Here is a 25,249-nt window from a genome sequence, read left to right on the forward strand (position 1 = left end):
TCTTTCAGAGCTTACTCCGGTAAGCTCTTTTTTTTCACCCGGAACTCAACAAGCAGGATCAACCCTTTGGTCGATAGTATGCCAGCGTTAAAAACTGCTTAAATGGGTTTATCTATCATTATATAAAGACAGGCAATATTTTCAGACAGAGAGCAACCTGTTCAAAGGTTAATGCGGCCGTGCTTCGTAATGAAGCACATTTTTCAAGCCTGCTAAGCAGGCTTTTTTTTTAAAACCTCTCAATAAGCCGGTCAACCATATGGTTGATACTCAGTCACAAAGTTTTCCTTTGTAATGAGATGTAAGAGGAATTCAACGGGAAGATTAAGATGCTACCTGAGATCAACACAATTCTTTACGCAAGTGATATCAGTGAAGGCAGCAGACCTGCGTTTCGTATGGCGATCAAACAAGCGATCAATAACAACGCACAGATCGTCTTTCTTCATGCGCTTGAGCCCATGGATGACTTTATCGAAGATTTTTTACCGGAAAATGCCTCTCTCAAGCACAAGATCCAACTGATCGAAAGCTTCAAAATACGCATTGGCATGCGCATTAAAGCGTTTCTTAAAAGTGAGCTCGAAGAAGACTTCGAACTGCCCTACCCACCCATCATTCAGGTATCTCCCGGAAAACCTGACCAGGTCATCCTGAAAGCGGCATCAAAGCTGAATGCCAGCATGATCGTTATGGGTGATCGTGAAGTCTCTTCCGTTTCCAGAGTATTTTTGGGTTCAACCGCTCAGAAAGTTATTCATCACAGTGAAATACCTGTTTTGATTGTTCCATTAAAAAAACACACTAAATAAAACTAAGATCCGTCCCTGAGGAATCTCTATGAAGAAAATAATAAAGGTATGTGCTCTGACTGCGCTTGCAGCAACTCCATTTATGGGTTCTGTTGCGGAAGCGTCCGACTATCCTAATCGCCCGGTAAAATTTGTAGTGCCATGGCCTCCGGGAGATCTTGAAGATATCCTGACCCGCATGGTTGCGGAGGATATGGCGAAAGAAACGGGTAAGCCTGCGACCGTCGTAAACAAACCTGGCGGTGCCGGTATTGTAGGCGCTTCTGATGTCGCTCGCGCACGTGCAGATGGACTGACCATCGGATCTTTTGTAATCGACATTTTGACAACTCACCTGCTGTCAGGTAATGCTCCATACGAGAAAGATACCTTTGAGCCTGTTGGTATCTTCCTCGATTATCCATTTGTACTGGCGACTAAAGCTGACTCTGAGTATAACAACATTGATGAACTGGCCAAATACTCTCAGACTCACGATATCTCTCTGGGGCACTTTGGCTATCAGGCACTGCCAACGGCAATTACATTTAAAGTGGCTGAGCAAGAGGGTATAAAATTCTCTTCTAATGCTGCATTCGATTCGAATGACTGTTCTACACTTGCCAATGGCGATGCCGATGTCATTAACACCACCACTCAGCAAATACTGGCATGTCTTAACTCTGGCGAGGTGAAACTTCTGACCTCCCTGACCCGTGAACGCCTGAGTATCGCGCCTGACGTTGCCACACTGAATGAACAAACCGGTATCAGTCAGACGACCTGGAACGGTCTGTTTGTGAAGAAAGGCACACCTGAAGCAGTCAAAGCACGTATCGCTGAGATCGCCCAGAAAGCCCTGTCAACCGATCGCGTTAAAGAGATCAGTAAAACCACTGGCGCAGGTGTCTACTGGGTTGGCGGTAAAGACGCAGAGAAAGTCATCGCTGATGATTACGAAGCGGCTAAAACACTGCTGGAATTCATGAAAGAGTAACCCGTCTCAGATTACAGCGGCCGCCTTACTGCCGCTGTAATCTATCAGACGTCTAATAACAAAATTAACCGTGGTATTACACATGAGTAGTCAGCTGCAACATTCCTCTGACAATGATACTGAAGATTTCATGGAGCGACGCCACTATGGTATCTACTGGTGCATCCTCGCTGGTACCCTGATATTACTCTGCCTGCTGCCATTCCAGGCACCCTTAGTGCATACCAGCCGTGGTTGGTTTTTACAGCCGATGTTTGGCTCTTCTGTGGGCCTGATCGTGCTAGCGATTTTTACATCTGTCAGAGTCATTGAGTCGATTAACAACGGTTATCTGAAACAGCTAAAACCTCTGGACGCGCTGATTGAAACCATCAGCGGCTGCCGTACAGCAGTGATATCGTCAATACTGTTTTTTGTCTATATCAATAGCCTTTCTGTGCTGGGGTTTCTGCTCTCCACACTGCTCTTTGTTACCACTCTGCTGTGGCTGTGCCGACTTCTGGACAAAACCTGGTTCCTGGCAACACTGGGCACCCTGACCATGATGGTGCTGATTTTCCGGGTTGGCGTTAGTCTCTGGCTTCCCGATGTATGGCTGTACAGCCTGCTGCCGGACAACTGGGCTGACTTTGCTAACCAATATTTGTAAGACGTGAGTTTGCTATGGAAACCCTATTATTAGGTTTACAAGAAGTTGGCACACTGAATGTGATGCTGGCCATTATTATCGGCGCACTGATCGGCGTCACTATCGGCTCAATACCGGGCCTCGAACCTGCGGGTGTCATTGCAATCCTGTTGCCATTGAGCTTTTCAATGGAACCTCTGGCCGGTGTATCACTGCTATTAGGGGTATATGGTGGTGCCTGGTACGGCGGCGCAATCCCTGCCATTCTCATGAATACGCCAGGCACCCCGGTAGCGGTGCTGACCACCTACGACGGCTATCCGATGACGCTCCGGGGCGAGGGTAAAAAAGCGCTCTCTATCGCCTACACCTCTTCCTTTGTTGGCGGCATTATCAGTGTTCTGTCACTGGTGTTACTGGCTCCTATACTGTCTCAGATCGCCACACTGTTTGGTTCCGCCGAATTCGCCATGCTGGCTGCCCTGGGGATGATCTTTGTCGTTCTGGCGCATCGAAAGCATGTGATTGAAGCGGCGATGATGCTGGGGCTGGGTATCTTTCTCGGCACTATCGGTATCGACCGCTCTTTCAGCACTCAGGTCTACACCTTCGATCAGGAGTGGCTGCTCAATGGGATCCCTTTGGTGCCTGCCGTTATTGGTCTGTTTGCGATGTCTCAGGCCTTTGTTCTGCTGTCAGCCCGGGGGAACGATTCCAGTGTAACCAAACTGGAAGGCGACGGAATGTTTTCCGGTTTTATGGTGCTGATAAAGCACAAAATTACGGTGATCCGCTCAGCCGCACTGGGTGTTGTCATGGGGCTGCTGCCCGGTGTCGGTGAGTTTGGCTCTCAGTTCTTCTCCTACACTCTGGCACAGAAATTCTCAAAAACACCGGAAAAGTTTGGCCAGGGGGCTCCGGAGGGACTAATCGCCTCAGAAACTTCAAACAATGCGGTAACCGCATCAGTCATGATTCCGCTGCTGGCCTTTGGTATCCCTGCGGATGCGCTGATGGCGATGCTCCTGGCAGTCTTTATGGTACATAACTATGTGCCTGGTCCTGCTTTGTTTGCCGAACGTCCTGAATTCATTTCTGGTTTGTACATATCACTGTTTCTGATGAACATTGTGGTATTCGTCTACCTGACATTTGCAACCAAATGGATCGTTAACCTGACCCGTATCCGGGGACGCTTTATCGGTGCCTTTATACTGGTGCTGGGCTTTATCGGTAGCTATAGCCAGAATTATCAGTTCTCTGATGCCCTGATCGCACTGGGCTTTGCCATCTTTGGCTATCTGCTGCGTAGAAACGATATTCCTGCCGTGCCAATCATACTTGGACTGGTACTGGGTCCTGTATTCCTGACACGTTTCCGTCAGGCGATGGGAGTCGCGGGCGGTGATCTGAGTATTTTTATCAGTCGCCCTATCAGCCTGACACTGCTGTCCCTGATCGTACTATCAATCACAGTCTTCCTCTGGAGTAAGTACCGCAGATTCGGCTGAACAATTGCAGGCCCGGTCGCTCCGGCAGGGCCTGCCTGTAGGATACTGGTAGCGTTCAGAGAGTTACCAGAGAAATAAAGTTAACATATTAATTTGTTTTCATTTTAAATATGCAGTAATCTCGATTAATGGTCATTCAATAACCGGGCGATATAAAATGAAAACAACTAACAGTATCTACCCTGCCGGTCTCTATAGTTTTCAGGATGAATGCATGGGTCTGCTCAAGGGTGTACTTAACGTATCGAAAGCAGCCTCATACTTAGTCGACAACCAACGCAAGCCTATCTGCTATAAAACCTGGCATCTTCAACCGGCTATGCATCGGGAGTACCTAGAAAAATATTATAAAATTGACCCATTGCACCCGACCCGATTTATCGAGAACAATGACGCGACCGTTGTAAAAATGAACGACATGGTCTCCACACAGGAGCGCTATTACCATCCCTATTACAAAGATTTCATCTCTCCCTGGGGCGTGCAGGACATCGTGGAACTGTTTCTTCGTGTCGATAACAAACTGGTCGCAGGTTTTGCGCTGTTTATCTCCAAGCAACAGCCGGAACTGTTGAGTGAAGACCTGCGTAAAGCTCAACAGCTGCACAAGTTCATGCAGTTCTCGCTTGAGCAAACGCTCGTGACCCCTAGACACAACCAGTTTGACGATTTCTGTAGCAACTTTCAGCTGACACCAAAAGAGCGCATGGTGGTTGAGCTGGTAAGCCAGGGGCTACCGAATAAAACGATCGCCACTCAGCTGGACTGCAGCCTGGCAACCATCAAAACCCATCTGCAACATATCTTTGCTAAAACCGGCGTTAACAGTAAAACCGAGATCACCTCACAGCTGTATAACCAGCACTAAAGTAAACTGACAGGCTCATGGATGAGCCCGCCTGCCTGTAACATTCATATCAACCTTCTGAAGATCTATATCAACCTTCTGGTTGATACCCTGATGAACAGTTCCATTCATACTTAACTCAAGCCCGTAGCACTGAATAAACCATTCAGCACTACCCCTGAATCGCTACGGAATTAATAAAAGAATCATCCGGAGTTATGTTATGAGTGAAAAATCAAAAACGTTATGGAACCCGATGGTACACCCGGGCGTCCCAGGATCACACAGCACTCTTGAAATTATCAAAGGTGACGGTAACTATGTTCAGAACCGCGAAGGTCAGTGGCTGGTTGACGGTGTGGGTGGCCTGTGGAACGTTAACGTAGGACATAACCGGACTGAAGTTAAAGACGCTATTAAAGCCCAGCTGGACGAGCTGGAATATTTCCAGATCTTTGACGGCGTTACCCATCCACGTGTAAAAGAACTTTCTGATCTGATCATCGATATGACCAAACCAGAAGGCATGGCCCGGGTAATGTATAGCTCCGGTGGATCTGATGCAGTAGAAACGGCACTGAAAATTTCCCGTCAATACTGGAAAGCGATTGGCCAGGCGCAACGCTATAAGTTTATCTCTCTCAAGCAGGGCTATCACGGCGTTCATTTCGGCGGTGCTTCAGTCAATGGTAATACCGTATTCCGGACCAACTATGAGCCAGTACTGCCCGGTTGCGTCCATATCGATGCGCCATGGTTGTACCGCAACCCCTGGAACTGTGAAGACCCTGAAGAGCTTGGCCAACTCTGTGCCAAGCAACTGGAAGCCGAGATTATCTTCCAGGGTCCAGAAACCGTTGCAGCCTTTATTGCTGAGCCCGTCCAGGGTGCGGGTGGTGTTATCGTTCCTCCTGCTAACTACTGGCCGCTGATTCGCGAAGTCTGCGATAAGTACGGCGTACTGCTGATTGCAGATGAAGTGGTTACCGGGTTCGGTCGTTCCGGCAGCATGTTTGGTGTTCGTGGCTGGGGCGTTGCCGCGGATATTCAGTGCTTTGCCAAAGGTATTAACTCCGGTTACATCCCTCTGGGTGCCACTGTCGTTAACGAACGGGTTGCTAAAGGGATTGAGAGCTGTGAAAACTTTAGCGGTGCTGTGATGCACGGTTACACCTACTCGGGTCACCCGGTCGCCTGTGCCGCCGCGCTTGCTTCTTTGAAGATCGTTCAGGATGAAGACCTGCCGGGTAACGCTGCTGTTCAGGGTGCAGATCTGTTAACTAAGCTGCAAAATACAATCAGCGAATTCCCATCCGTAGGCGAAGTACGTGGTAAAGGCCTGATGGTTGCTATCGACCTGGTAACCGACAAGAAAAGCCGCACCCCTGTCGATCCGATGAGTGGCTTTGCCAACCAGATCGCTGCCGTCGCACTGCGTGAAGGTGTTATTGCCCGTCCGGTCGGCACTAAAATCATCATCTCTCCGCCGCTGACGATTGGTACAGAGGAAGTCGATAAGATGGTTGCAGCACTACTGCAGGGCTTTACCGAAGTCGACCGCTAAGCACGGCTGTATTAACAGCACCAGGGGAATCGCCAGTATAACTGGCGGTCCCTCTCACCCTCATGTATTCTGTTAACTTATTAAGTATTTTTTAGTTACAGATTATGCCAACAGCCACCAACACTTCATCTGTCCAGATAAAAACCCCTGTCCTCCTCTTAGCCGGTATGGCCATTGCCAGTCCAGTGGCACTGAATGTATACGCTCCTGTCATGCCAGTGCTTGCCGAACAGTTCAACACCACTCCTTTTACCATTCAGCTGGGTTATACCTTTTACCTGCTGACACTGGCTATCGGACAACTGATCAGTGGTCCTCTGGCCGATCGTTATGGCCGCCGCCCGGTGTTTTTCTGGGGGTTTCTGCTGCATATTATTGGGGGGCTGATCGGTATTTTTGCTTTCGAAGCGTGGCACCTGTTGCTCGCCCGTATACTTCAGGCAGCCGGTGGCTGTACCGGAATGCTGCTGGCTCGCAGTATTATTCTTGATCAACACGGTAAAGATAAAGCCGCCGGAATGCTGGGTTATATCACCATGGGAATCGCAACCGCTCAGGCAGTGGCACCCACCATTGGCGGTTATCTCAACCTGGCGGTGGGCTGGCAATCGGTATTCTGGGTTTCAATGCTACTGGGTACCGTTGTCTGGCTGGGTGCACTGTTTCGCTTACCGGAAACAGCCGGACATAAGAAAGACACTGGCAGCCTGCTCAGTAGCTTCACCCGCTACAAAAGCGTTCTGTCTTCGCGTAGCTATATCTACTGTGCGTTGTCGGCCACGATGGCTGCCTCGGGCTTCTTCGTTTTTATGAACAGCTCCCCCTTTATCGTTGACGCCATACTGAAGGGAAACTCTGCCGATTATGGTAACTGGTTTCTGATGGTGGCCGGTGGCTTCTGGTTCGGCAGTCTGGTGGCCGGAAGAATTTCAGCGACCATCGGCACCCGGCGGATGATGCTATTCGGATGTGGCATATCAGGCGGTGGCGCGCTGTTAATGCTGGCCCTGTTTACCCTGCAGCCACTCAGTTTTACCGCACTGTTTTTACCGATGGCCATCTTTACGTTTGGTCGCGGGCTGATTCAGCCCAATGCTCAGGCAGCAGCCGTTGCATCGACAACAGGCGCCGTCGCCACCGCAACCGGTATGCTGGGTTTCATGCAGCTGACAATCGGCTCACTGGTCGCTCAGGTGACACCTCTGCTGATTGGAATCAGTCTCCATATGCTGCCAGCCGTTCTGGTAGGGCTGGCACTGATAGCATCGGTCTGTGCTATTAAAGGCAGTCAGAGTGAATAAAGGTGTGCATCCCATTTGCAGACCAGAATTCCTTAAGAAGATCAGGTATACCAATAACCCGTTAAGCTATCGGTTTTCAGCTTTGGTCGTTTTGATTGAATCGCTGAACTCACTTAGTTCGGTGGCACTGTATTGCGTGTGAACACGCACAGTTGAGGCTGGGTGGTAGTGTAAACCTACCCCCTCTCTGTACACCTTTGCGGGCCGAACCGGCCTCGGGCTGAATCCACCACCGCAGTTAGGACAAACATTGTTCAGCTGAAGATCAACACAGTCGCGACAAAAGGTACATTCATAACTGCAGATACAGGCCTCTGTTGAATCCGGTGGCAGGTCTTTATCGCAACACTCGCAGTTTGGACGTAGTTCCAGCATATAGAGATCCTTCTGAATCAGGGTAAAGCTCATAAACTAAAGCACTTATTATTAAAACGCAGAGCCTAAATCTCGTAAAGTTCCAGTGGCAGATCATCCGGATCACTGAAAAAGGTAAACTGTCTGCCGGTATATTCATCAATACGCACAGGTTCTACAGCAATACCATGTGCCTTTAGATGCATAACTGCCGCGTCAATGGAGTTCACTGAAAACGCCAGATGGCGCAACCCCAGAGCTTCCGGATAGCTAGGCCTGGGTGGACGGTCAGGGAAGGAAAAGAGTTCAATCTGGCTTCCATCGGGAAGTTTCAGATCAAGCTTATGGGAATCTCTTTCAGCCCGGTAATGTTCATCGATCACCTCTAAGCCGAGCACGGAAACATAGAAATGTTTCGACCGAGGATAGTCTGAGCAGATAATCGCGACGTGGTGGATTCCTGAAAGCATAAGGTATCCTGCTTAAGTTAAATCGATTTAATCCGACAGATAATACGCAACGGTAGAGACTACCCGGACTTTCTTGATATGGGGATTATTCTTATCTCGTTCGCTGATACTGAACTGTCCCTGTGAAGCGGAACGAATTTTTCCTAAACTACTTTTTGAGTCTGCGGCAAACTTCTCAGCCACCTCCCGTGCCTTTCGGGTCGCTTCCTCAATCATCTCAGGCTTCACTTCATTCAAGCGGGTAAACAGATACTCGATCTGGGACTGATAGCTGTCGCCGGTAAATACTATACCCTGCTTACCCAGTTCTGACATCCGCTTCATAAGCTTCCGGACAGTGTCGATATTAGCAGAATAAACCGTAACACTCTGCGAAGCGGTATACCGGAATTCCGGCTGGGACTGACCGCCATACTGCTGAGCCGATTTATCGGTAATGGCTGGAGAGGAAAAGGAGATCTCGGTTTCATCAATACCCGCATGTTTAAGAAACGCAGTGATATTTTCAGTACTCTGGTCAATAGAGCTGTAGACCTTAGCCAGGTCATTACCGGCCGTGGTGAACTGAATCGGCCAGATAACGATATCCGCTTTATACTCCCGCTCAGACAAACCTTTAACAGTCACCGTACGCTCATACTCTTTGAATCTGATCGCGGCATCACCCAAGAGGTAACCCAGTGAACTCAGACCCAAAAAAAGACTGAGTCCGATAAATATCCAACCCACTCTGCTGTCCTTCAACATGCCAATCTCCCTTCTCCACTAATCCGTTATACTGTTCTTGGCGCAAACATAATAATCGCCATGCCGGTCAGTGCCACCAGCGCACCAATCATATCCCACGTGGTTGGCCTGATGCCATCCACCAGCCACAACCAGAGCAAAGCAACAAAGACGTAGACGCCGCCATAGGCGGCATAGACACGCCCCGCCGCTGTTGGATGAAGCGACAATAGCCAGGCAAACAGCGCCAGACTCATCGCTGCTGGCAGCAGCAACCAGACACTCTTATCCTGTTTAAGCCACAAATAGGGCAGATAGCATCCCACAATTTCAGCAACAGCGGTGATCATAAACAACGCTATAGTTTTGACTTCAAACATAAACAGTGTGAATTCCATTTGAAAGAAGAGTGGCAAACAACAGCCATAGCTTACCATAGACGCGAAGCGTCCGGCCGGCGCACAACGCAGACCGGATAGAGGCTCAGATGCTGACGCCGAAGACCAGATCTGCCAGCAAGATAAAGAGCCCGAAGGCCACCCCGATAGCCACTATATTCAGCAGAAAACCGGCACGCACCATATCCCGTAGCTCCATCAGCTCGTAGGAGAATACGATCGCATTGGGAGGTGTGGCAACCGGCATCATAAAGGCCATTGAAGCCCCCAGCGCCACCGGAACACAGAGCAACACCGGATCGAGTCCAAGCCCTACCGCAACCGCAGCCAGTATCGGCAGGAAGGTTGCCGTTGACGCCGTATTGGATGTGATCTCGGTGAGATAAACAATCGCCACTGTCACCAGCAGTATCAGCACCAGAGTACTGACATCCACCCCGGCAACAGAATTACCGATCCACTCTGCCAGACCGGTCCCTTTAAAGCCGCCTGCCAGAGCCAGGCCTCCGCCAAACAACAGCAGTACCCCCCAGGGCACATTACGGGCGGCTTCCCAATCCAGGGCAAATTCCCCTTTTACACGGGAGATTGGCACGGCAAACAACACCAGCGCGGCAAGTAGCGCAATCATGGTATCGTCCAGAGGCAGTCCGGTCAGATCCACAATAAATTTACGGAAAATCCAGCCAAACGCCGCCCCCAGAAAGACGATGCCGACCAGTTTTTCTCCCCGGCTCATGATCCCCAGTCCCTTCAGTTCACGCAGCACCACCACACTTGGGTCTTTAATAGCAATCTGATGGGAGGGAAACAACAACCGCGTCAACAACAACCAACTGATCGGCAGCATGATGACAACCACCGGCAACCCCAGCAACATCCAGTTGAAAAAACTGATCTGGATATTGTAGTTGCTCTGCAGGAAGCTCGCCAGCAGCGCATTGGGTGGTGTGCCGATCAGGGTGCCGACACCACCGATCGAAGCGCTGTAGGCGATTGCCAGCATCAGCGCGACACCGAAATTACGCACCATCCGCTTATCATCGGTTTGCTGAGCGACAAAATCGATCACCGACAGCCCCACCGCGAACATCATGATGGTCGTGGCGGTGTTAGAGATCCACATTGACAAAAAAGCGGTCGCCAGCATAAAACCCAGAATAATCCGCGACGGCGAGGTCCCCACCCGACTGACAATCTGCAATGCAATACGACGGTGTAAACCGACATGTTGCATCGCTGCCGCCAGCAGGAAGCCGCCGAGAAACAGGAAGATCAGCGGATGCCCATAATTCGCTGCCACCGGTTTAATCTTATCAATATCTAACAACGGCATCAGTACAATCGGCAGCAGTGCCGTCGCCGGAATCGGCACAGCCTCACTCAGCCACCAGATCACCATCCAGGAGGCCATCGCCACAAGGCGCCAGGCCTCGGGTGGCATACCGGCAGGCGCGCTGGTCATCAGAATGATCGCTGCAGCAATCGGTCCTCCCAGAAGTCCGGCAAGTTTCAGACCGGTTACCGGTGATCCGGCAGGCTCTGCCCGATCCTTATAATCAGGATCACGGCGGTCTCCGGAAGAAAGAGAATCTTCGTCAGGAGCATGAGCAGTCTTGTCGTCGTTGGTCATCGGGTTGTATCTCTCTGAGTGGCAGATGTATCAAACGGTTTTTACGTTGTCTGTAATCTTAGGCCGGGATAATAAAAAGACCAGATGAATTCATCTGAATCCCATGAAAAAACAGACATTTAGGACAAAGCAAGATCATTTAACCTGATCTGAAATCAGGCGGTTGCAGAATAATCAAGAATCTTCAGGTAGATAAGCCTTGAGACTTAAGAAAAGACGGTTGCTCAGGCTGATACCCAACAACAGCCAGCCAGGCGCAGTAAAGCAGTATGAGACCGTGCTTATTTGAAGCCGCCATTGTTGCTACAACCGATACTCATCTCTAATCACTGTTTTTACTGAGGGCTGCTTTCTATCATTCCATTGTTTAAAAATGGCTGGCACATCGCCCCCAGCGAAGTCAGGGGTGATATACGCTTAACTATTGGCAAAATGTTCAAGGGCTTTTCCACTTAAACGATATCCCACCCATTCGTCTTGCGGTTTTGCACCAATCGATTGGTAAAAACTGATCGCCGTTTCATTCCAATCAAGCACACTCCATTCAAAGCGCCCACACTGCTGAGTAGTCGCAATGTTTGCCAGATGCTTCAGGAGAGCCTTTCCAGCACCATTGCTTCTGTACTCTGGAGAAATATATAGATCTTCAAGGTATAGACCGTGCTGACCAAGCCAGGTGGAGTAATTGAAAAAATATACGGCAAAACCAACCGGCTCATTGTTAACACTACAGATCACGGCGTGCGTGGTTGAATCACGCCCAAACAGTGAGCGTTTAATATCAGACTCAGTAGCCTTGACTTGTTCTGCGGCTTTTTCAAAGTGCGCCAGCTCTTTAATAAATCTGAGAATCAAAGCTGAGTCTTCAATAGTTGCTTCTTTAATATCTATAATTGCCATTTCATACTCCAATTTACAGCGGCTCTTATTGCCACCCACGCTCCTTACAGCGTTTTATATCAGAGAGATTCCGCACTTAATAGTCCTTACCCGGGCAATTGTGATTATACTCATTGGATGAAGCGAGTGGCCAAACAGAGTACAGAATTGCCTACCGTCACGGGCCGACAGGATACACAACAGCCCCCGGTTGACCTGTAACGTCTGGGTTTTCCAGCGTAAATTCTGTTAGAAAAAGAAGTGATAGGCTTTCTTGAAACCGATGACATGACCGGAATACTGTATGGAAGAGACTGAACTGGTTGTACTCGGCGGTGGCATCCATGGCGTTGGTGTGGCACAGGCCGCCGCCGCGGCGGGTTATCGGGTGCTGTTGCTCGAGAAAACAGCCCTGGCAGCGGGCACCTCATCCCGCTCAAGCAAGCTTATTCATGGTGGCTTACGCTATCTCGAAAGTGGACAGATCCATCTGGTGCATAAAAACCTCAGGGAACGGGAGCTGCTGCTTAAACTGGCACCGGATCTGGTTCATCGTACAACCTTCTACATCCCCCTCTATGAAGCGTCCTCGCGACACACCCTGAGTGTTCGCCTCGGTTTATGGGCCTATGATCTGTTGGCTGGCTTTACAAAAGCCCCTTCATCATTCCGTCTTCCCAGATCAGACTGGGACGACTTATCCGGATTGCAGACCCTGGGATTGAAAGCTGTTTTTTCCTATTCCGATGCACAGACAGACGATACCGCTCTGACCCGGGCAGTGATGCACTCCGCCCGGCAACTCGGTGCCGAACTGTGCTGTCCTGCCACATTTACCTCGGCAGAAATTCTTGGCGACCATTGTCAGGTCAAATACCAGGTCGGCGATATTGAGAAAAGGGTGAAGTGTCTGGCCATCGTCAACGCTCTGGGCGCCTGGGGTATCAACCTGGCCAACCGGACCACGCCACCACTACCCGACTACCCCTTTGAATGCATTGAAGGGACACACATCGAATGTCCGGGCAACAATCTCTCTGCTGCCTATTATGTCGAATCGCCTACCGACCGGCGTGGCGTTTTTATCCTGCCCTGGGGTCCCCGTACCCTGATTGGTACGACCGAGACGCCCTATTATGGCGACCCTGATCAACTCACCCCCACACAGGCATCAATTGATTACCTGCAAACGATTTATCAACACTATTTTCCCGAACACGACGCAACAGTTCTGGACGCCTGGGCAGGACTGCGTGTACTGCCAAAAACCGCCTCTTCGCCTTTCAACCGGCCCCGCGAAACCGTTATTTCTGTCAACGACCCGAAAAATCCTCGCTTTGTCACAATACTGGGGGGGAAGCTCACGGGCTATCGACTCACAGCAGCACGGGTGATTGATCAGCTGCAGAGCGTGCTGCCTTCCCGGACGGCACTGGCCGATACCGCTCAATTAAAGCTAACACCTGCTGATGACGAATTTATTCCTGATTAAACCACACGTACGACCCATTCATATCCCACTTGATTAGCGTGGCCTGTCGATCATAAGGCCGTTGCAGGTAAATTTTATAACCCGCATCCGGTGATGCACTTATTGCGAATAGAGCCGCGTATATTGGCAGCCGGAGATACAGCCCCCAATGCCTGCGCGAGAGCGATAGCACAACAGAGTCCCCAGTAGGGAGAACCTGCGGCGTAATTAATATGCCAGTTTGGCTATACTCTAATCATCACTAATAACAATGAGGAATATTCAATGGATATTTCACTCTTAAGTGCATCAGGGCTCGAATACCTGTTCCGCTGGGGACATTTTCTTTTCGGCGTCACCTGGGTCGGTTTGTTGTATTACTTCAACTTCGTGCAAACCGAATATTTCAAGGTAGCCGACCCCGATGCCAAAGCGGATGTGTTACAAAAACTCGCCCCCCGCGCATTGTGGTGGTTCCGCTGGGCCGCGATGTTCACCTTCCTCAGTGGCCTGGTGCTGCTGTTTTTCAAAGCCGCCGCTGCCAACCTGTACATCTATACCGGCGCGTTACTCGGCACTCTCATGTTTCTCAACGTATGGCTGATCATCTGGCCAAACCAGAAAAAAGTCATTGCCGGCGCTGCAGATGCGGCGGCTGCAGGAGCGGCAGCCGGACTCGCATCACGAACCAATACGTTGTTTTCTGCCCCGATGTTGTTTTTCATGGGCGCATCAACCCACCTGCCAGCCGGCATGGCTCCTGACGGCGCCTATACCATTGCAAGCGGTGCCAGCAGCGTAGCGATGGTGATCGCCATCGTGGTTATTCTGGCATTACAGGCAAATGCGCTCTGGGGAAAAACAGGCCCGATAACCAGCGTCAAAGGCGCTATCGGCTACAGCCTCCTGCTGACACTGGTGCTGTATCTCATTCTGGAGGCATTTTAAGCTCCCCCGCTTGCCCTGGCCACCGACAAGGGCCAGAGCAACAAGCCTTATAACCTAATACCCCCGGGGCAGTTCATACGTGGTAGGCGTTATTTACCAGCATTTCACTGAAAAGCGCCAGACAGAACCCAAATACAGCCCCGATTGGAGGAGCCCAATGCTTCTCCAGCCTGGATTGCGGAGCAATATCCTGAAAGATAAGATAAATAATTCCTCCAGACGCAAATAGCATAATGCCTCCTAATATGCTTTCGTGACCTGAAAGAAAGTAATAGCCACATAACCCTGCAACCGGCCCCAGCGGCACCAGCAACAGCATGATGAGTAGTGTGTCCTTTGTACTACCATGGTTTTGTTCTTCTAATTCCCGGAAGGCGTTAAACCCTTCCGGCAGATTCTGCAGTCCAATCAAAAATGCCAGCAGTGAAGAAAGGGGCGAACCAACAGCTACCAATCCACCCAGCGCTACAGCTTCGGGTACGTAATCGAGCACCATTCCCATTAATTGAGGGGATTCCCTGCGCCTCAATCCAAGAAATCTTTCCAGAATGAAAAATACAACCGCACCACTCAGCATGACAGGTATCGCGAACATGGAATTTTCCATGCTTACCAAACCTTGTGGAACCAATACGACTGATACCGCACCGAGCAATATCCCCCCACCGAATGCAATTACAAAATGCCTTAACTCTTTTTCTAACCAGTTCGGCCGAAAATTCTCAACACTAGAAACTGCCCCCCCTAATGGGATACACGCACCTGCTGCGCCAGTCAAAAGAATTAATGTGAGAATTTCAGACATCTCTATTTACGCCTTACGCTGCCAATAACGGCAGGCTTGTTGATGATTGATATATCATTAACCGGGAGTGACAGTTCTGTCCAGAGAATGTAGCGACTGATGCTGTCTGCCTTGTTATGCGACGATTATTCAGCTAGATGAAATTTAGGCAAGACTCTTTGACGTATTGAAGCAATAATTATGCGGCTTGTAGCACTATAAACATAGCCAGAAAATAGCATACAGACTCACAAATAGCCTCCCTGGTGTCGTTCCAGGGAGAGTAGTGCGTTTTACCACAGAGGACACAGAGCGCACGGAGATAATCTTTTCGTTTATCTAACCAGATGAACGGAGTCAAATAACATTAAGACTTGCCCCCTAAGCCGTGCGGTAATTTTGAGAATAGCCAGAGCAGGCGTTTGCCAAAATCAGTTGATAATACAACCTCTGTGTTCTCGGTGTCCTCTGTGGTGAGACCTGTTTTAAAAAAGTTGTAGAGCCTTCAGCACAGAGGACGCTGAGTTAATACGGGGTTTAACAATCGCTGCTGATTATCACTGAAAAGCGAATATGATCAGGCTTGATCGGCGAGTTTCTTGTGAATGTTGTTCATCCGGTAATTGCGTTCAGGATGAAGTTCAATCATCTCAAATCCGGCGCTCATCCAGCGACGGTCAAACACCGGCTTGAGACATTCACTGAAGGTTTCAAAGATTTTATCTGACGCCGCTTTCAGCACTTCAGGCGTACGCCCAGACCCCACTTTTGCGGTCAGGTGTACAAAGGTATTGTCGGGATCACCCTCGCCTACGCGGAAATGCTCGCAGCGAATCGCCCGGCTGCGAATACCACCAATCGGGAAAACCCCGGTGGCAATCGCAGTAGCGTTTAACTTCTCAAACAACGCCGGGATATCCAGATCATCATCCAGGTTGGCTGAGTATTCCATAATAAAATGAGGCATAAAGTTTCCTCTGTTGAATCTATAAATCTAAGCATTTTGTGCTCAGCCGTTAACGCCATAAGCTGGCTAAGATTACTCTAAGCCAGCTTTTAACACCCTATAGCCAAACACATAAACAACTAAGCGTCACGAGCGCAGATCAGACAAGGCGGGAGTAGGTGAAAAGCGCGCAGTCTAGCCTGCTAAATAAGTACTTTAAACCTTCTCTCAACACCATACGACCAAACGCAATAGCTTGTCTAAGCGTCACGAGCGCAGATCAGACAAGACGGAAGCAGGTGAAAAGCGCGCAGTTTAGCCTGCTAAATGAGCACTTTGAACCTGCTTCCAACGCCGTATGATCAAGCGCAGTAGCTTAGACGGTTAGCGGCCAAGGACGGGGACTTTGTGGGTATCATGTGCAATACACACGTTCTTGGTTTCCATGTAGAAGTCGAAGCTCCAGTCACCACCGTCACGACCGATACCGGACATTTTAACACCACCGAAAGGTGATGGCAGGTTACGGTTGTTTTCGGAGTTAACCCACAACATCCCCGCTTCTACCGCATGTGCCATACGCATTGCACGACCGGTATTGCTGGTCCAGATATAGCCGGCCAGACCGTATACCGTCTCGTTAGCCAGTTTGATCGCGTCTTCTTCCGTATCGAATTCAATGGCGGTCAGAACCGGGCCAAAGATCTCTTCCTGAGCGATACGCATATCGTTCTTCGCATCGACAAACAGAGTTGGAGTGACAAAGTTACCCGGCCCCATCTCGTCACGCAGTGACTTACCGCCGACTGCGATGGTGGCACCATCCTGCTTGGCGATCTCAAAGTAGCTGGTTACCTTGTCGTAATGACCGGTATGAACCAGAGGGCCCACCTCAGTTTCAGGATCAAGCGGATGACCCACTTTAATGTTCGCAACGCGCGCTTTCAGTGCTGTCAGGAACTTATCCTTGATACCGCTCTGAATCAGCAGACGGCTGGAGCTGGTGCAACGCTGACCGTTGAGACTGTAGATCATGAACACAACCGCATCGAGGGCACGATCAAAGTCGGCATCATCAAACACGATCACCGGGTTTTTGCCGCCCAGCTCCAGATGCAGACGCTTCAGGGTTTGTGCCGTCTGCGCCTGAATCAGCTTACCCGTGGCAGAATCACCCACCAGCGCCACCGCTTTAATCGCCGGGTGTTGTGTCAGTGCTTTACCGGCAACAGTACCGAAACCATTCACCATGTTCCACACGCCTTTTGGCAGACCGGCCGCTTCGGCACACTCCGCCAGAATAGAAGCGGTCAGCGGACTCAGTTCAGCAGGTTTATGTACCACGGTGCAGCCTGCGGCCAGGGCTGGAGCGATCTTCCAGGTGGACAGCATGAATGGCGTATTCCAGGGGGTGATCACGGCCACCGGACCGAGCGGGCTGCGCACGGTGAAGTTAGTGTGTTCCGCCTGATGCAGCGAGAGACCGTTACGCGCTTCCGGGGCCTGATCGGCGAAGAAACGGAAGTTAGCCGCGCCACGCACCGCCGCCTGACGCATAAAGCGCAGCGCCTGGCCACAGTCCATCGACTCAACCATGGCGATCTCTTCAGCACGCTTTTCCAGCTCATCACCCAGACGATGGAGAATTTTACGGCGCTCAGCACCCGGTGTAGCCGCCCAGCCAGCCGCTGCCGCCTGAGCCGCTTCACAGGCGGCGTTTACATCGTCTTCAGTTGCCGCCGCCACTTTACCCAGAAAGCTCTGGTCGAATGGCGTCGTATTGTCAAACGTTTCACCGCTGCCCAGGGTCCACTCACCGTTGATGTAATGGCCCAGAGTGTTGTCTTTAAAACGTGCCAGGTAGCCTTCTGCTTTACCAATATTTTCCTGTAGTTGTGTACTCATCAATCTATACCTCAATACTTATCGCCGTAGAACGCTTGCTCGGACACGATATATGTAGTCAGAGCGCCTACTTTCTCAATTTCACAGACAACAGTGTCGCCTGGCTGCATATCTTTCAGACCTTTAGGGGTACCTGTGGCGATCATATCGCCCGGTTTCAGGGTCATAATTTTACTCAGGTATTCCACCAGGAACGGCACATCGAAGATGATGTCCGCCGTGGTACCTTCCTGAGTCAGCTCACCATTCACATGGGTCGTCAGTTTCAGATCAGTGATATCACCCACGTCATCTTTGTCGATCAGCCACGGACCGATCGGGCAGAGGGAATCACGGCTCTTAACCCGCAGATTCGGACGGTAGTAGTTTTCCAGATAGTCACGGATCGCGAAGTCGTTACAAACGGTGTAACCGGCGATGTAATCCATCGCATCTTCACGGGAGATGTTCTTACCCTCTTTACCGATGACCGCCACCAGCTCACACTCATAGTGTTGGAACTCGATATTATCCGGACGGTAAGCGTTCTGCTTGTGACCGGTCAGGGTGTTAGCACCCTTGAGGAATACCAGTGGCTCTTTCGGCGGCTCAAAGGCCAGTTCAGCGGCATGGTCTGCGTAGTTCAGACCCAGAGCGAAGATCGTGCCGGGTTCTTTAACCGGGCACAGCCAGGTCACATCGGTTTCATTGATTATCTGACCATCGGTTTTTGATTTCAGCTGGCCATCGGCCTCAACGGTTACATCCAGTTCAGAACCATTAAAAAGTACGCGTGCGTGTTTCATTCTGAATGTTCTCCTTATTGGCCAAGTGTGTTGTTAAGTTCAGTAACGCCGTCAATCACAGAGCGAACGTTGTCGCCCTGAGCAACCGCAGCCCGCTGACCCGGGAAACCAACGGCAATCACATCACCCGGCTGCAACGTCATGATGTACGAGATCGTGCTGATCAGTTCAGCCACACCGCGCACCAGTTGTGATACAGGCATTTCACTGACCACAGTGCCGTTAACCGAAGTCACCACAGTCAGCGCCTGAGGATCGGCAACCGATACCACCGCAGCACCGATTGGCGCAGAGGTATCCAGACACTTACCTTTGATATCAGGACGGTAGTAGTTCTGCTCTACCAGAGAGAAATCATGCACCAGGGTGTAACCCTCTACATAGTCCAGTGCCTCAGCTTCGCTGACACGACAGCACTCTTTGCCAAACACGACCGCCAGAGAAGCACCGACAACCATCTGCTCAACGGGTGATCCGTCAACCTGTGCCCACTCAACAACGGCACCATCGGTGCTCCAGGTGTTATGGGGTTTAAAATACAGAACCGGCTGTTGCGGCGCGCCTTTATAAGGTGCCTCAGCGAATTCGGCCTGCATCGCATTGAACTGTTCAGCGTCGTTCAGCGCAACACAGACTAACTTACCTTTCACGATTGGATTATTACTCATTGAATTTGTACCTAAACTTGTACCTGAAAATTAATATCCGCTGGACTGAGATGCTTCTGACGGTCCCTGCGATGTGACGTCTGAGCTGAAGCTTTCAGCCAGTTGTTTGGCAGCATTGCCAAGCAGCAAAGTATCAACACCGACACCGACAAATTTGGCACCTTTCTCTACATAGTGCCGGGCTTTAGCCGGATTGATACAGAGCAGACCCGCCGCTTTACCGGCTTCGTTGATCACTTTAAAGCCATTCTCAATCGCCGCGACCACATCAGGGTGGTCGGGATTACCGATATGCCCCATCGAGGCTGACAGGTCAGAAGGGCCGATAAACACTGCATCCACACCTTCAACCGCAGCGATCTCTTCGAGATTAGCCATCGCGGTAACAGTCTCCGCCTGAACGATCAGACAGATCTCATCATTGGCTTTTTGCAGATAACCCGGAATACGATTCCAGTTGGCTGCACGGGCCAGTGAACTGCCCAGACCACGGATGCCCTGCGGCGGATACTTCACCGCTTTTACCAGCTCTCGTGCCTGCTCGGCGGTGTCACACATCGGCACCAGTACGGTCTGCGCACCTATATCAAGAATGCGTTTCAGCAGTGCTGTTCTGCCCTCTTCCGGACGCACAATGGCAGGCACACCGTAGGGTGCAATCGCCTGCAGATGGCGCATAGTAGAGTCCAGCTCGAACGGCGCGTGCTCACTGTCGATCAACAGCCAGTCAAAACCGGCACCGGCAACGATCTCGGCACAGGTTGAATCAGGCAGACCCAGCCACAGCCCCCACATAGGCTTGTCGCCCTGCAGGCCCTGCTTGAATTTATTAACGGTCAGTTCCATAGCCACCTCTTATACAAACTTCACAGAGATACCGCCCAGAGGGCCGTAATCAGCGTGTACGGTATCTCCGGCCTTTACCGGCACCGGACGGGTAAATGAACCTGCCAGAATCACCTGACCCGGTTCCAGCGCGACGCCGTGAGGAGCAAAACGCTTACATACCCAGCAGATACCATTGGCAGGATGTCCCAGTACGCCTGCTGCAACGCCGGTTTCTTCAATCTGACCGTTCAAATATAGCAGAGCCCCGGCCCAGCGCAGGTCCATATCCATCGGCTTGATCGGACGACCACCGAGAATAATTCCTGCATTAGCCGCATTATCAGAAATCGTGTCATACACTTTGCGGGTATAGCCGGTCTCAGGATCGGTGCGATGACAACGGGCGGCGATCAGCTCCAGCGATGGAATGACATAGTCGGTCGCATTCAACACATCAAAGATGGTGATATCTTCACCTTCCAGACGATCTTTAAGTACAAAGGCCAGTTCTACTTCGATACGGGGATCCGGAAAATCAGACGCTTTGATCTCAGCACCATCGGCGAAGAACATATCATCCAGCAACACGCCGTAATCAGGCTGATCAATATTCACTGCCATCTGCATAGCACGGGAAGTCAGGCCGATTTTATAGCCTTTGACCTTAGCGCCGTTGGCGATCTTCTGATCCACCCAGGTCTTCTGGACAGCATACGCGTCATCCATGGTCATCTCAGGGTATTCAAGCGTCAGGGCAGGAATCTGTGTGCAATCCTTCTCTGCCTGATAGAGTTTCTCTGCGGCTGTTTTAATCTGCTGTTCTGTTAACATATCTGACCTTCCGTCCTCGCTAGCGCTGAGCTCAGCAATCAAAAAAGTGAAGCTTAAAAATAGCGTTGTCTATCGTGTAGTCATTTACCTCTCAACAGGTAAACGGTAACATATGCCGACAATATAATTAATATATTAAGTAATTTCCAGTTTTTATTTACAGGCTTTCAAATGACAACCCATAGTATTAGCGAAAATGTAAGCAATCGCTGGCCTGGAGCGCGTATCGCAGGCTTTATTGTTTTAACGATGTGCCTGCTGACATTGCTGAATATTGTCGCTCCGCTGGGATTGGCCGGTGTCGCTACCCTGCTGGCATGGCTCTATATCGTGATTGAAGCCCCCCGTCTTAAACCGAAACAACGTAAACAGATTATCATCCTGTTTACCGCGGGTGTGGCTGCTGCGATTCTTGCCTGGAGTCAGGGTGCAGCAATCAACCTGCAAGCGTTGTTCGGCGAACATCTGAAACTGGCGATGCTGCTTACCGCCATCAGCTTTATTGGGATGGCCAGCCAGATTGGCTGCGATGTCAGTAAACCCGGCGCCCGCAGTTTTATTACCACCCTGTTGGGCATGCACTTTTTCTCCTCGGTGGCGAACTTTTCTTCAGTCGTTGTTGTGGGCGATCAGATTAAGAAAAAAGAGGGTATCGATCAGCTGTCGCAACTGGTGCTCAGCCGGGGCTTCAGTATGGCAGTCCTCTGGTCTCCCTTTCTCAGTCTTTTGCCACTGGTACTGGAGCAGGTTCCCGGGGTTGAGCTATCCCAGGTCTACCCTTTTTCGCTCACTATTGCCGTCACCGGCCTGCTTCTCAGTATGATTGAAGCCCGTTTCCGGGCAAGCGCGGCTTTACAAAGCTATGCCGGATACCCCCTGAAAAGAGAAACCCTGGCAATGCCTTTCATTCTGATCGGGATGATTCTGCTGCTCAGCTGGCAGCAGCCTGAACTACCGACAGTGTTTCTGGTATCACTGCTTTCTATTGTTGTCCCTGTCGGTCTGCTGATACTGCGTACCGGCATCGCCCAGTCCGCTGAAAAAGTCTCTCAGCATGTGACCGAGAAACTCTCTGAAAGCCGTGCAGAGATCACCCTGTTTATGAGTGCCGGAGTACTGGCAGCCGGGGTTAAAGCCTGTATCACTGCAGGCCTGATCAGTCTGCCGTTTACGGAAACCAATGCCGGGGTCGCCTCTCTGGTGCTGATGATGATCGTCGGCCTTGCCTATCTGGGTATTCATCAGCTGGCACTGGTGGCTATCTTTGCAGGCCTGCTGGCGGATATCACCACCACCCCTAACCTGATGGCGATCAGCTATATCCTGGGTACGGCGCTGGCGATGTCCGGCAGTACCTTCAGCGGCCTGAACTTTATAATGAAGTCCCGCTTTATTGCGACGGACTCAGAGATCATCCGCAATCAGCTGCCCTACAATCTGGTGATGATCGCGGTGGGCTGTGGGGTTATCTTTTTGATGGAAGCGATGGGTATCCGCTAGGCGATACTGGTCAGACAGATGGATTATTTCTGCGGCTGTGAAATACTCAGGTCGTTCAACAGATGAAACGACCTGAGGGGGCTCGATATCCCGCTCAGGCACTCCAGGCTAAGGTAACAGAACGATAAAATCAGCGGCGGGTTGTTTTCTTAAATGCATCAATGATCTTCAGCGCAACCTGTTGAATAGGCTGATTCTGATCCATCGCACTTTTCTGTAGCGTTCGATAGGCTTCTTCATCATCCAGATTAAGGTTCTCTTTAAGAATAGCCTTGGCTCTCTCGACCAGCTTTCTCGCTTCAAGTGCCTCTTTAGCTTGCTGCAGATCGGTCGTCAGCGCCTGGATCTGCTTACGCTGCTCTAAAATAAGCGCCTGTATCGGGTGTGACGGATTGGCTGCATTGAGTAAACCACTGCCAACCGCTTCCTCTGAATCGACCTCGAAACTGGTCAGTTGCGCAATCTGATCCTGTGCCACCGAGCGGTTGCGTTTGGCAAGGTCCACCCGGTTATCACAGAGCGTTAAAATCTGCTCTGTTGCCTGAATCTCCAATCCATGCAGCTGATCGAGATACAGTGTAGCTTTCTCATACCAGGTATCTGCCAGATCCGGATTCACCTGCTGACCTTCGCAAAGTTTATCCCGCAGCGCTCTCATCTGCTTAAAGTCGGCGATCAGATCGCTGTGCTCAATTCTGTCCAGGGCGGCAATCAGCTCGCTGCCTGCGGTTTGCTGAAAGCCGCAGAAAATTTCAAGCTGTTGCTGATTAACCCTGTCGAGCCGGTCACGCAGCCTGGCTGAAAAGCCCCCCCGGGCAAACCCGACTACGGTCCAGGCGCGCTCCTGACCCGCCAGCTCCTTAGCCTGAATCAGGTGAAACAGCGTGCTCAGTCCCTGTGTCACATCCGGATCAGTGGCATGATCCGCCACTTCAAAAACAATTAATAACAGATTTTCGATGAGCCGGCTGTAACATGCCGTTGCGTCAACCGGTTGCAACCGGGCTTTCTCCACGTCGGCACGCAGTGCTTCCAGCCCCTCTAATGCCAGTAGTGCAGACGCAATCAGGTTGAGTAACTTGGCACTCACGGTGCTCTCACCTGCCGCTTGCTGAACAACAGCCAGCCCTGTATTCATCGCATCCCGGGCCTGGTCCGTCTGCCGTAACTGTTCAATCCGCTGCTGTCGGGTTTTTTCCCCGCCCCCCACTAACAGCCGGTTTGACAGACCACGCTCACGCTGCAGCTGATGGATAAACTCACAGATAAGATTCACCCACCCGAGCATCGATTTCAGTTCCGTGATGGTATTAATCTCTGACTGTTTGGCAGCCAGAAAAAATGATTCGGGGGAAACGGTAAGGTCTTTCATCAGTTTAAGCGTTTACCTGACAGTTAAGCTATATGTGCTACAAGTATAGCAAGTACAGTGCCACTCCTGTCTGGCGTGGCGTCTATGCAGATCAGGCATACTCCTTGCTAAGCTCTTAGCTATTAATTTTTTAAAACCACAGATGGCGAAACTGTTTTCGTCGGGTAATGAAGCCCAAAGCTCGTATGAGCTTTGGGCTTTTTTTGGTTTATCGAATGGAGTGAACAACCATGTTAAGTCTGGATTATATGCGCTACCTGCGTGAGTGGATCGGTAGCAGAGACGGGATCAGTAGCAAGGTATTCAAGCTTCGCAGCCGCCTTAAACCATCACCCATGGGGCGGGTCGATCTGGTTGGCGCAGGCCCCGGGGATCCTGAACTATTAACCCTGAAAGCCTGGCGACTGATCAATGAGGCAGACACCATCGTGTATGACGCCCTGGTCAGCCGCGAGCTACTGGACGGTATAACCGGTCAGCCTGAGCTGATCTATGTTGGCAAGCGGATGGGCGATCACAGTGCAACACAGGACGAAATATGCTCTATTATGGTGCACCTTGCATTAGAAGGTAAGCATGTGGTGCGCCTTAAAGGTGGAGACCCTCTGGTATTTGGCCGCCTGGGTGAGGAGCTGGATGCCCTCCACTGCGAAAATATCCCCTACAGTATTGTTCCGGGTATTACCGCAGCCTCCGGTTGCGCAGCCAGTCTCGGATTCCCCCTGACCGAGCGGGGAAAATCGACCCGCCTGAGATTAATAACAGCCCAGTTCAGTAAAACCCGCGAGATCGACTGGTGTAATCTGGCAAGAACCGACGAAACGCTGGTGTTTTATATGGGAGTATCGAAAGCGGCAATGATCAGCAAAGAGCTAATCAAAGCGGGGTTACCTGAAGACTACCCGGTATTGATCGTTGAAAATGGTACTCACAAGGAACAGCGGGCAACCGAAACAACCCTTAGTCAGATGACTCAGGCGATCAACCTTAATCAGGTTAAAGCCCCCGCTTTAATCTACGTTGGCCAGGTTGTCACCGGTGCCCGGGAGCGGGCTCAGAGCGGAGTAAAAGCGATAACGGTATGAAACCGGTCCGGAGACGAAGATAATTAA

Annotated in this window: 25 protein-coding genes; 11 read left to right on the forward strand and 14 right to left on the reverse strand. The window is 50.7% G+C overall.

Going from position 1 to position 25,249, the window contains the following annotated elements:
• Positions 1 to 329: 329 nt before the first annotated feature.
• The 7 genes from KDX31_10920 to KDX31_10950 all read left to right on the forward strand — a co-directional run bounded on the left by KDX31_10920 (position 330) and on the right by KDX31_10950 (position 7,639).
• Complete coding sequence (locus KDX31_10920) at positions 330 to 812, forward strand: universal stress protein (protein ID UTW01877.1); 483 nt, start codon at positions 330 to 332, stop codon at positions 810 to 812.
• 28 nt (positions 813 to 840) lie between these two features.
• Positions 841 to 1,788 (forward strand): tripartite tricarboxylate transporter substrate binding protein, encoded by a 948-nt coding sequence (locus tag KDX31_10925; GenBank protein UTW01878.1) that lies wholly within the window; start codon positions 841 to 843, stop codon positions 1,786 to 1,788.
• A 130-nt stretch (positions 1,789 to 1,918) separates the two neighbouring features.
• Positions 1,919 to 2,437 carry a hypothetical protein gene (locus KDX31_10930; GenBank protein ID UTW05372.1) on the forward strand — a complete coding sequence of 173 codons (519 nt, stop codon included), beginning with the start codon at positions 1,919 to 1,921 and terminating at the stop codon, positions 2,435 to 2,437.
• A gap of 14 nt (positions 2,438 to 2,451) precedes the next feature.
• Positions 2,452 to 3,927, forward strand: coding sequence for a tripartite tricarboxylate transporter permease (locus tag KDX31_10935; protein ID UTW01879.1), 1,476 nt, complete (start codon positions 2,452 to 2,454; stop codon positions 3,925 to 3,927).
• A 157-nt stretch (positions 3,928 to 4,084) separates the two neighbouring features.
• Positions 4,085 to 4,795, forward strand: coding sequence for a response regulator transcription factor (locus KDX31_10940; protein UTW01880.1), 711 nt, complete (start codon positions 4,085 to 4,087; stop codon positions 4,793 to 4,795).
• Positions 4,796 to 4,997: 202 nt separating this feature from the next.
• Complete coding sequence (locus KDX31_10945) at positions 4,998 to 6,338, forward strand: aspartate aminotransferase family protein (GenBank protein ID UTW01881.1); 1,341 nt, start codon at positions 4,998 to 5,000, stop codon at positions 6,336 to 6,338.
• Positions 6,339 to 6,442: 104 nt separating this feature from the next.
• On the forward strand, positions 6,443 to 7,639 hold the full coding sequence (locus KDX31_10950; protein ID UTW01882.1) for a multidrug effflux MFS transporter: 1,197 nt from the start codon (positions 6,443 to 6,445) through the stop codon (positions 7,637 to 7,639).
• 66 nt (positions 7,640 to 7,705) lie between these two features.
• On the opposite strand, the gene KDX31_10955 is transcribed toward KDX31_10950, so the two are convergent.
• The 6 genes from KDX31_10955 to KDX31_10980 form a co-directional block, all read right to left on the reverse strand.
• Positions 7,706 to 8,014 carry a DUF1272 domain-containing protein gene (locus KDX31_10955; protein ID UTW01883.1) on the reverse strand — a complete coding sequence of 103 codons (309 nt, stop codon included), beginning with the start codon at positions 8,012 to 8,014 and terminating at the stop codon, positions 7,706 to 7,708.
• Positions 8,015 to 8,079: 65 nt separating this feature from the next.
• On the reverse strand, positions 8,080 to 8,463 hold the full coding sequence (locus KDX31_10960; GenBank protein UTW01884.1) for a VOC family protein: 384 nt from the start codon (positions 8,461 to 8,463) through the stop codon (positions 8,080 to 8,082).
• 27 nt (positions 8,464 to 8,490) lie between these two features.
• Positions 8,491 to 9,210, reverse strand: a complete 720-nt coding sequence (locus KDX31_10965; GenBank protein UTW01885.1) for an SIMPL domain-containing protein — start codon at positions 9,208 to 9,210, stop codon at positions 8,491 to 8,493.
• Between the two features lie 26 nt (positions 9,211 to 9,236).
• Entirely contained in the window at positions 9,237 to 9,569 is a 333-nt protein-coding gene (locus KDX31_10970) for a YnfA family protein (GenBank protein ID UTW01886.1), read from the reverse strand.
• A gap of 103 nt (positions 9,570 to 9,672) precedes the next feature.
• Complete coding sequence (locus KDX31_10975; protein UTW01887.1) at positions 9,673 to 11,220, reverse strand: DASS family sodium-coupled anion symporter; 1,548 nt, start codon at positions 11,218 to 11,220, stop codon at positions 9,673 to 9,675.
• A gap of 417 nt (positions 11,221 to 11,637) precedes the next feature.
• On the reverse strand, positions 11,638 to 12,120 hold the full coding sequence (locus tag KDX31_10980; protein UTW01888.1) for a GNAT family N-acetyltransferase: 483 nt from the start codon (positions 12,118 to 12,120) through the stop codon (positions 11,638 to 11,640).
• A 283-nt stretch (positions 12,121 to 12,403) separates the two neighbouring features.
• On the opposite strand from KDX31_10980, the gene KDX31_10985 reads away from it, so the two are divergent.
• Both KDX31_10985 and KDX31_10990 read left to right on the forward strand, forming a co-directional pair.
• On the forward strand, positions 12,404 to 13,591 hold the full coding sequence (locus KDX31_10985) for an FAD-dependent oxidoreductase (protein ID UTW01889.1): 1,188 nt from the start codon (positions 12,404 to 12,406) through the stop codon (positions 13,589 to 13,591).
• A gap of 264 nt (positions 13,592 to 13,855) precedes the next feature.
• A complete protein-coding gene (locus KDX31_10990) occupies positions 13,856 to 14,518 on the forward strand; it encodes a urate hydroxylase PuuD (protein UTW01890.1) in 663 nt (220 codons plus the stop codon).
• Positions 14,519 to 14,591: 73 nt separating this feature from the next.
• Here the strand turns inward: KDX31_10990 and KDX31_10995 are convergent, their stop codons facing one another.
• The 7 genes from KDX31_10995 to hpaH all read right to left on the reverse strand — a co-directional run bounded on the left by KDX31_10995 (position 14,592) and on the right by hpaH (position 21,265).
• Complete coding sequence (locus KDX31_10995; protein ID UTW01891.1) at positions 14,592 to 15,323, reverse strand: divalent cation transporter; 732 nt, start codon at positions 15,321 to 15,323, stop codon at positions 14,592 to 14,594.
• 556 nt (positions 15,324 to 15,879) lie between these two features.
• Positions 15,880 to 16,269: a 5-carboxymethyl-2-hydroxymuconate Delta-isomerase gene (locus KDX31_11000; GenBank protein ID UTW01892.1), complete on the reverse strand. Its 390-nt coding sequence runs from the start codon at positions 16,267 to 16,269 to the stop codon at positions 15,880 to 15,882.
• 363 nt (positions 16,270 to 16,632) lie between these two features.
• On the reverse strand, positions 16,633 to 18,153 hold the full coding sequence (gene hpaE, locus KDX31_11005; protein ID UTW01893.1) for a 5-carboxymethyl-2-hydroxymuconate semialdehyde dehydrogenase: 1,521 nt from the start codon (positions 18,151 to 18,153) through the stop codon (positions 16,633 to 16,635).
• An 11-nt stretch (positions 18,154 to 18,164) separates the two neighbouring features.
• Positions 18,165 to 18,938, reverse strand: coding sequence for a fumarylacetoacetate hydrolase family protein (locus tag KDX31_11010; protein ID UTW01894.1), 774 nt, complete (start codon positions 18,936 to 18,938; stop codon positions 18,165 to 18,167).
• 14 nt (positions 18,939 to 18,952) lie between these two features.
• Complete coding sequence (locus tag KDX31_11015; protein UTW01895.1) at positions 18,953 to 19,606, reverse strand: fumarylacetoacetate hydrolase family protein; 654 nt, start codon at positions 19,604 to 19,606, stop codon at positions 18,953 to 18,955.
• Positions 19,607 to 19,636: 30 nt separating this feature from the next.
• Entirely contained in the window at positions 19,637 to 20,452 is an 816-nt protein-coding gene (gene hpaI / locus KDX31_11020; GenBank protein UTW01896.1) for a 4-hydroxy-2-oxoheptanedioate aldolase, read from the reverse strand.
• A gap of 9 nt (positions 20,453 to 20,461) precedes the next feature.
• Entirely contained in the window at positions 20,462 to 21,265 is an 804-nt protein-coding gene (gene hpaH, locus KDX31_11025; protein ID UTW01897.1) for a 2-oxo-hepta-3-ene-1,7-dioic acid hydratase, read from the reverse strand.
• A gap of 171 nt (positions 21,266 to 21,436) precedes the next feature.
• On the opposite strand from hpaH, the gene KDX31_11030 reads away from it, so the two are divergent.
• Entirely contained in the window at positions 21,437 to 22,765 is a 1,329-nt protein-coding gene (locus KDX31_11030; GenBank protein ID UTW01898.1) for a hypothetical protein, read from the forward strand.
• Positions 22,766 to 22,895: 130 nt separating this feature from the next.
• Here KDX31_11030 and KDX31_11035 read toward each other — a convergent pair whose 3' ends face one another.
• Positions 22,896 to 24,137, reverse strand: a complete 1,242-nt coding sequence (locus KDX31_11035) for a nitrate- and nitrite sensing domain-containing protein (GenBank protein UTW01899.1) — start codon at positions 24,135 to 24,137, stop codon at positions 22,896 to 22,898.
• Between the two features lie 335 nt (positions 24,138 to 24,472).
• Here KDX31_11035 and cobA point away from each other — a divergent pair, with 335 nt between their 5' ends.
• A complete protein-coding gene (gene cobA / locus KDX31_11040) occupies positions 24,473 to 25,222 on the forward strand; it encodes a uroporphyrinogen-III C-methyltransferase (protein ID UTW05373.1) in 750 nt (249 codons plus the stop codon).
• Positions 25,223 to 25,249 lie beyond the last annotated feature (27 nt).

This window comes from Amphritea atlantica (genome assembly GCA_024397875.1).
GTDB lineage: Bacteria > Pseudomonadota > Gammaproteobacteria > Pseudomonadales > Balneatricaceae > Amphritea > Amphritea atlantica_B.